Genomic DNA, 5,095 nt, shown 5'->3' with positions numbered 1-5,095 from the left:
ATGAAAATTATTTTTGATGAATATCTGCCAAAATGGAATTATCGTGCAGTGCCGACTATTTAACAGACGCTAAAGTTATTAAATTTTCATTCCTTACGACGCTTGGTGCGATCGCTCTGACGAATCTTTTGAGCAATGCACGGAGCTCGATTCGCAATGCACGGAGCTCGATTCGCAATGCACGGAGCCGATTCAAATCGAATTAGCATCAATGGTTGAATGGGCCCCTTGTTTGGACGAGTACGAGCCTGAAACAATCGAAACAATCGAAACGAGTTCCATCACTTTGGAAATTTCCTGGATGCTGATCCTCTCTGAGGGCTGCGCTAACGAAAGTTTTGACACTTGCGACTTTTCCATCCCCACATTTGACGTTTGGTGCGATCGCCCGATCGACACTGACGAACCGCCCGACACAGGGATTTTCGCTCGCCGGCCTTTGCCAAAACCCCCCAGTTTTCCGCCGATGGCTGTCGTTGCGGGCGATCGGGCAAACCGCATTAAAAAGTTCGCCCGCAGCGCAACATTTTTGAGCGGGCGAGCGCCTCCGGGAGGTGATGCAAGCTTCTAAATGGTTGACCCATATTCTTTCCATCATGCTTATACTGCGATCGCTTTTTGAGCGAGGGCGATCGCTTCTTCTCCTCCTTCCAACTAACAGGTGAAAAACAATGGCTTTTATCAAGATTTCTATCCCCGTCTACAAAAAGGACAACTGGCAAAACCTTCAGAAAGACGGAAGAATCGAAGTCAGCAGCGACGTAGATGACCTTTCTGATGGTTACAAAGAGTTGAAAGACCAGATCGATCAATTGCTACTTAGTCTTGACGCCGAGACTCGCCTAGCAAAAAATGCCCGCGCGCTAGAACTCGAAATAGAAAATAAAGCTTACACGCTAAAAACCCTTATCAGAGACATTGAGAAGGCCACTCAACATTACGAAAGTTTGAGGTTTTTCTTAGAAAAACTGGGGATTGACCCGATCGCACAGAGACTGACTTTTGACAAGAGATTCTTGCTACAAGATGCGTCATCGCATGAAATTGAAGTGGTCAACAACCAGTCGGAATTTTAAATATGTACATTGACTTCTCCGACGATTGGTGCGAGCCGTCAGAAGCGGAATTTCAACCGCTTCTGGACTTCGAGAATGAAATTCTCGGCGAAGCACCGCATAACGATATTTCACTCCTCACGCAGCGCATCAAACGCTCGTTCCTCGACTACGTGCGACAAGGAATCATGCTTTACACTGTGCAGCGTTACCGCTTGTACAAGCAGAAATATGTAGATTTTGCCGAATACTGCAAGCTGGCTTTAGGGCGATCGCCAAAATCTAAAATCTAAAATCCAATTTAAAGACCCACAGGAGTAATCTACCTGTGGGTCTTTAAATTAGTAAAACGTTGTTACAGTGAAGACAAAAGCGGCGCAACAGCGACGAAACAGTTAAACTCACAGGTGATGGCACGCGCCTCCGCAGCGAGCAACAATCGCGGGCATCGCAGCGTCTGCACAGCACGTAGCTGATGCTTCGCTGACAATCAACTTTCCAAGATGCCCCTATCTGCCGCCGCCGTTATTGACGCAATTGCGTGATTGAGATCCGGCTCGCTGCCACCTCAAACCATGATTTTTCGCGATCGGGCGTGATATTTGTAGGTTAGTTGGGCGCATAGCAGCTAGGATCGAGCTAACTCATGGTTACACTAAAGCTCGTCATGCGGCGTTGCCTCTCAAAAACCCAATTGAGTCTTATGGCGCACTACCGCTCCACTTTACGTTTGTTCACCTGCATTGCCTGCCTGGGCGCTGCCTTCATTCCCAGTGCGGAGGGAAGGCAACAGATTGTCATTGCTTCCTACCAGGTGGTTTCCCAAGAAATTGCTCAAGCAGACTCTCCCCCGGACTCCAGCCAGGACTCCAATCCTCCACAATCCTCTCCAGCGCCCGATAAAAACAAATCTAAGCCGTCTAAAAAACAAAAATCTAATTCCAAAATCCCGAAACCAATCTCCAATATAATTGTCATTTTGTCACGCCAGCGGGGGTTGTTAATGTTGGGTTTGGCAGCAGTTGTCGTCACGGCAGCGGCAGTAGCGATCATGCTGAAATTAGTTAGCAGTGGCGAGTCAAATAATTCTAAGCGAAGACGGGTTCGAGGCGATCGCCAAAACCAAAGAAACTCTCGATTCACCAATCCCGATGCTCAGAGAAACAGGCACGAAATGGGACAGCAACAGGTTTCTTCTGGGGGACTCAAACCGCTACCAGCATTGCCCTACCCTGTCAATTTCCCCAAGGGCTACAAGATCGAGAGCACCGATCTGCCTTTACCGTTTATCGTGGAATCTGGGCAATCAGAATCCGAGGATGCAGGGGTAGAGGGCGATCGAATTAATTCCGACACCGCCACAGACGAAAATCGCAACAACGGCTACAGCGACTCAGGTTTCAATATTCCAGAAACAACTAATCGAGCCGATGCACTAGCGAATCGGAAGAAAGATATTTCCCTTCCCGAAACGGAAGTCAGACAAAAAGTTGATATTATTGAAACACTCATTGAAGATTTGCAGCACCTCAATCCGGCCTCTAGGCGCAAAGCAATTTGGGAACTCGGGCAGCAGGGAGATTCCAGAGCCGTTGAGCCGTTGCTGAATTTATTAGGAAATTCTGACTCTAAGCAGTACAGTTTAATTCTGGCAAGTCTCTCAGAAATTGGCATTCGCACGCTCAAACCCATGAATAATGCCTGGTCAATTTCATTGCAAAATGAAAACCCGGAAGTGCGGAAAAATGCGATTCGCGACTTGACACGGATTTACGAATTGGTGAATCAAATCAGTCACTTGTTGCACCGCGCGACGGACGATCCAGATGCAGAAGTTCAGGAAACAGCTCGCTGGGCAATTAATCAGTTGAATCGCATTCGTCCGCGTTCTGGGAGGGATGATTAATGTTCAGTTGACAGTTGACAGTTGACAGTTGACAGTTGACAGTTGATACCAAATTTACATAAAGTTGCATATAATCGCAGGGTAACAAAATCGAAACCTGGCTTTGTTTTCAGCTTGTCTATGTTCTATGCAGCTTCATAGTAAATTGGTATGACAACGACCTCTACCTAGAAGGAAGAGGATTAGAGTAATGAATAGTCTGATTTTAATTTCTCCCGATCGGGCGCAAGGGCTTTAAACCAATTCTTTTTGGTAATTGCTCAACCTCCTTGACAAGAAGGCGAGAAAAATATTAGATCGAGGCATGGAAAAACTCCACAGAACTGTTTCTGATTTTATAGGCAATACAGGCATTTTTTGCAAGTCAGATTGTTCGAGATTTAACCGTATATATCTATAAAGAAAGAGCGCTGAAGCGCAACTACGTACCCTGGTATGTAGTTGCGCTTCAGCGCTCTTTCATATATATAAAGCAATACGGTTTACTGAGGAATTGCAAAGTCAAAAGTCTTTGTAATGAGGAGTTGAATCTTGTGTTTCTTATAATAAATTTCCGTCCGAAAACCTCTATATGTAAAGTACACTGTACACTTTACATATAGAGGTTTTGCGTAAATTCTATCAATAATTAAACCGATGATTAGTGGGGTAACTTGCTGAGTCCGTACCAGGTTTTAGCACCGACAATTCCATCTTGTGGTATATTCTTGCTGATTTGGAACTGGCGCACTGCGACATCTGTCATCGTCCCAAAATATCCATCAATTGCACCGAAATAGTATCCATTGATTTTCAAGACATTTTGAACAATTTTCACAGCATTACCAGAACTGCCATTCATCAAGATGGGCATATTCACAGGTGCACCAGAATACAGTGCTTGCCAAGTTATAGAACCAACCATCCCATCTTCAGTTAAAAAGACGCGGTGTTGATAGCCTTTGACTGCTTTTTGAACTTGGGCGCCGAAGATACCGTCCATCGGGCCAGAATAATATCCCCAATGATAGAGAAGCTGTTGTAGTTCCTTGACAGCTTGACCTGTGGAACCTATTTGTAAAGTAGGTTTGTTCAGTGCGGCGGTTGCAGCAACTGCAACATTTGATTGAGGAGTAGCATCGGCGACGATAGCTACAGTTTCATTATTCGTGGTTCTTTCTTCGGTGTACATAATGTGATTCCTTTGAAGATTTAAGTTGTGGTCTTTGATATTTCAGGTATAACTGGTGAGATTTGTGGCTGCACAGTCACTTTTTTGAGTGTCACTCATTTGAGTTAGCTAAGTGTATTTGTAGTGAGGAATATAAGTGCTCAGATTTTTATGAGGACTGAAGTCCTCACTACAAACTAACTGGTAAGGTGTTTGTGGGCACCCAACGCAACTTAGTGGGGTAACTTGCTAAGAGCGTGCCAAGTTCTGTAGCCGACAATTCCATCTTGTACTAAACCCTTGCTGAGTTGGAAATGGCGGACTGCTACATCTGTCATCGGGCCAAAAAATCCGTCAATAAAGCCGAAATAGTATCCATTTAATTTCAGGACATTTTGAACAATTTTCACAGCATTACCAGAACTGCCATTCATCAGTGTCGGCATATTCACAGGTGCACCAGAGTATAGTGCTTGCCAAGTTATAGAACCGACTATCCCATCTTCCATTAAGAAGACGCGGTGTTGATAGCCTTTGACTGCTTTTTGAACTTGGACGCCGAAGATACCGTCAATCGGGCCGAAATAATATCCCCAATGAGCTAGGAGAGTTTCTAGTTCTTTGACTGCTTGACCTGTGGAACCGATTTGTAAAGTGGGTTTGTTGAGTCCTGTTGTTAGACCAACTGCAAAATTTGATTGAGCTGTAGTATCGGCGGCGATCGCCATTGTTTCATTGTTCGTGCTTTTTTCTTCGGTGTACATAATGTGCTCCTTTCAATATTTAAGTTGTGCTCTTTGATATTTCAGGTATAACTGGTGCGATTGATGGCTTCACAGTCACTTTTTCGAGTGTCACTCATTTGAGTGTCACTCATTTGAGTGACAAACCAAATCAAGAGGTTTGTAGTGATGACTTCTGTCCTTATCCAAATCCGAGGACAGAAGTCCGAACGATCAAACCAAATCAAGAGGTTTGTAGTGA

General features: G+C 44.8%; 7 protein-coding genes. 5 read left to right on the top strand and 2 right to left on the bottom strand.

From position 1 onward, the window contains the following. Positions 1-211 precede the first annotated feature (211 nt). The 4 genes from JGK11_RS32375 to JGK11_RS32360 all read left to right on the top strand — a co-directional run bounded on the left by JGK11_RS32375 (position 212) and on the right by JGK11_RS32360 (position 2,961). On the top strand, positions 212-571 hold the full coding sequence (locus JGK11_RS32375; RefSeq protein ID WP_293187059.1) for a hypothetical protein: 360 nt from the start codon (positions 212-214) through the stop codon (positions 569-571). A gap of 100 nt (positions 572-671) precedes the next feature. Next, the gene (locus JGK11_RS32370; RefSeq protein ID WP_293187060.1) at positions 672-1,076 is read left to right on the top strand and encodes a hypothetical protein; all 405 of its coding nucleotides are present in this window, start codon (positions 672-674) and stop codon (positions 1,074-1,076) included. 2 nt (positions 1,077-1,078) lie between these two features. Continuing rightward, a complete protein-coding gene (locus JGK11_RS32365) occupies positions 1,079-1,348 on the top strand; it encodes a hypothetical protein (protein WP_293187061.1) in 270 nt (89 codons plus the stop codon). Between the two features lie 410 nt (positions 1,349-1,758). After that, positions 1,759-2,961 (top strand): HEAT repeat domain-containing protein, encoded by a 1,203-nt coding sequence (locus JGK11_RS32360; RefSeq protein WP_293193989.1) that lies wholly within the window; start codon positions 1,759-1,761, stop codon positions 2,959-2,961. 640 nt (positions 2,962-3,601) lie between these two features. On the opposite strand, the gene JGK11_RS32355 is transcribed toward JGK11_RS32360, so the two are convergent. After that, positions 3,602-4,132: a peptidoglycan-binding protein gene (locus JGK11_RS32355; RefSeq protein WP_293187063.1), complete on the bottom strand. Its 531-nt coding sequence runs from the start codon at positions 4,130-4,132 to the stop codon at positions 3,602-3,604. 212 nt (positions 4,133-4,344) lie between these two features. Next, the gene (locus JGK11_RS32350; protein ID WP_293187064.1) at positions 4,345-4,875 is read right to left on the bottom strand and encodes a peptidoglycan-binding protein; all 531 of its coding nucleotides are present in this window, start codon (positions 4,873-4,875) and stop codon (positions 4,345-4,347) included. A 26-nt stretch (positions 4,876-4,901) separates the two neighbouring features. On the opposite strand from JGK11_RS32350, the gene JGK11_RS32345 reads away from it, so the two are divergent. After that, on the top strand, positions 4,902-5,095 hold a 194-nt coding region (locus JGK11_RS32345), incomplete at its 3' end, for a hypothetical protein (protein WP_293198026.1).

Origin of the sequence: Microcoleus sp. PH2017_34_RAT_O_A (assembly GCF_020737885.1) — a bacterium.
GTDB lineage: Bacteria > Cyanobacteriota > Cyanobacteriia > Cyanobacteriales > Microcoleaceae > Microcoleus.
The sequence above is the reverse complement of the archived record's forward strand: the minus strand, read 5'-3'. Positions and strand labels throughout refer to the sequence as shown.